Here is a 1,982-nt window from a genome sequence, read left to right as displayed (position 1 = left end):
CCGGCCCCCCCCCGGCGGGGTTTTTCTCTTCTCCCGCCCCGCCCCCCCGCCCCCACCCCCGCCCCCGCGGGGGCGGGTGGTGTGTCCCCCCCCCCCCCCCGCTCCTACGAAGAGCTTACGGCTCAGACCGCTTCGCCGAGGCGGTCCACCACCCACTGGTTGATGCTCTGGTTGCTCAGCTCCGCCTTGATCGCCACCTGCGCGTGCAATTGCGGGTCCAGCCGCAGGCTGAGCTTGCCGGAAAACGGCCGCTGCGGTTCGCGGCCGAGCTTCTCGCAGGTCGCCAGGTAGTCGTCCACCGCCTCTTCGAATGCCACGCGCAACTCGCTGACCGACTCACCGTGGAAGCCGATCACATCGCGGATGCCGGCGATATGGCCGATGAACAGTCCGTCATCGTCGCTGTACTCGATGCGGGCGGCGTAGCCTTGGTACTTCATGGGAGTCATGGGTGGATTCCTGCCAGTTCGAGCAAGGCGCGTGCGTCACGCACCTGGTAGGGCTTGGCTTCCTTGGCCGGATGCGGACGATGGAAGGTGGCGATGATGCCGTTCAGCTCGAAGCGCACCCGTGAACCATGGCCTTCGATCACTTGCGCGCCGAGGGCGATCAGCAACGACTCGATGCGCAACCATTCCAGTGAAGCCGGGACGGGGAGGGAGAAGATCAGCTCCAGCGTCCTGCGTTGCCGGGCATTCATCCTGTGCTCCGGTGATTGGTATCAGATTATGCTACCAATCCGCACCGTGAGCCAGCTGTCGGACATCTCGCCAGGAGCCGCGTGAATCGACCTCAATGACAGCAATTCCCCGACTCCAGGTCCTTGAGGATCGGGCAGTCCGGGCGGTGGTCGCCCTGGCAGTGGTCGCTGAGCTCCTGCAGCGTGTCGCGCAGGCTGCTGAGTTCGGCGATCTTGCGGTTGAGCTCGTCGATGTGCCGGGCGGCCAGGGCCTTCACGTCGGCGCTGGCGCGCGCGCGGTCCTGCCAGAGGGCGAGCAGCTGGCCGACTTCCTCCAGCGAGAAGCCGAAGTCCCGCGAGCGGCGGATGAAGGCCAGGGTATGCAGGTCCTGTTCGCTGTAATGGCGGTAGCCGCTGGCGCTGCGGCCGGCAGGGGCGAGCAGGCCGGTGGATTCGTAGTAGCGGATCATCTTCGCGGTCAGGCCGCTCTTCTTCGCCGCTTCGCCGATGTTCATGCCGATGTCTCCTGAACGAACGCGCCGCCTTCGCGGGGCGTGACTATCACTGGTGATCCTGCGGCTTCCAGCGCTTGAGCAGCAGGGCGTTGCTCACCACGCTGACGCTGGAGGCTGCCATCGCCGCGCCGGCGACCATGGGGTTGAGCAGGCCGAAGGCGGCCAGCGGGATGCCCACCAGGTTGTAGATGAAGGCCCAGAACAGGTTCTGGCGGATCTTCGCGTAGGTGCGCCGGGAGATGTCCAGCGCCGCCGGGACCAGCCGCGGGTCGCCGCGCATCAGGGTGATGCCGGCGGCGTGCATGGCCACATCGGTGCCGCCGCCCATGGCGATGCCCACGTCTGCCGCCGCCAGTGCCGGGGCGTCGTTGATGCCGTCGCCGACCATCGCCACGACTTTCCCTTGCTGGCGCAACGCGCCGACCACGGCGGCCTTGTCGCCGGGCAGCACTTCGGCGTGCACATCGTCCAGGCCCAGGGCATCGGCCACGACCTTGGCGCTGCCGCGGTTGTCGCCGGTGATCAGATGGCTGGCGATGCCGCGCTCGCGCAGGGCGTCGATAGCCGTTTTCGCGCCTTCCTTGAGGCTGTCGCCGAAGGCGAGCAGGGCGATTACCCGTGCCTGTGGTTCGCGCTCGATCAGCCAGGACAGGGTGCGGCCTTCGGCTTCCCATTGCCGGGCTGACTCGCCCAGCGCGCCGGGCTGCAGCCGGGCTTCGTCGAGCATGCGGCGGTTGCCCAGGGCCAGCAGGCGGCCGTCGATGCGGCCCTGGATGCCGCGGCCGGTC

The 1,982-nt window shown here is 68.0% G+C and carries 4 protein-coding genes; all 4 read right to left on the bottom strand.

The genetic code is table 11. The features are described from left to right. Nucleotides 1-122 precede the first annotated feature (122 nt). On the bottom strand, nt 123-449 hold the full coding sequence (locus tag ACCC94_RS29480) for a type II toxin-antitoxin system HicB family antitoxin (RefSeq protein ID WP_348588154.1): 327 nt from the start codon (nt 447-449) through the stop codon (nt 123-125). Next, nucleotides 446-700 carry a type II toxin-antitoxin system HicA family toxin gene (locus tag ACCC94_RS29475; protein ID WP_413353124.1) on the bottom strand — a complete coding sequence of 85 codons (255 nt, stop codon included), beginning with the start codon at nt 698-700 and terminating at the stop codon, nt 446-448. Before ACCC94_RS29475 ends, ACCC94_RS29480 begins: the two co-directional genes overlap by 4 nt. A 92-nt stretch (nt 701-792) precedes the next feature. Beyond that, nucleotides 793-1,194, bottom strand: a complete 402-nt coding sequence (cueR, locus tag ACCC94_RS29470; RefSeq protein ID WP_081517293.1) for a Cu(I)-responsive transcriptional regulator — start codon at nt 1,192-1,194, stop codon at nt 793-795. 46 nt (nt 1,195-1,240) lie between these two features. Continuing rightward, a partial coding sequence (locus ACCC94_RS29465; protein ID WP_413353123.1) for an HAD-IC family P-type ATPase occupies nt 1,241-1,982 on the bottom strand: 742 nt, incomplete at its 5' end.

The sequence above is a fragment of the Pseudomonas sp. Pseusp97 genome (assembly GCF_047304025.1).
Lineage (GTDB): Bacteria > Pseudomonadota > Gammaproteobacteria > Pseudomonadales > Pseudomonadaceae > Pseudomonas.
The sequence above is the reverse complement of the archived record's forward strand: the minus strand, read 5'-3'. Positions and strand labels throughout refer to the sequence as shown.

Coding starts and splice junctions, on each gene's coding strand:
- ACCC94_RS29480 (WP_348588154.1), bottom strand. CDS start 449: ATGACTCCCATGAAGTACCAAGGCTACGCCGCCCGCATCGAGTACAGC.
- ACCC94_RS29475 (WP_413353124.1), bottom strand. CDS start 700: ATGAATGCCCGGCAACGCAGGACGCTGGAGCTGATCTTCTCCCTCCCC.
- cueR (WP_081517293.1), bottom strand. CDS start 1,194: ATGAACATCGGCGAAGCGGCGAAGAAGAGCGGCCTGACCGCGAAGATG.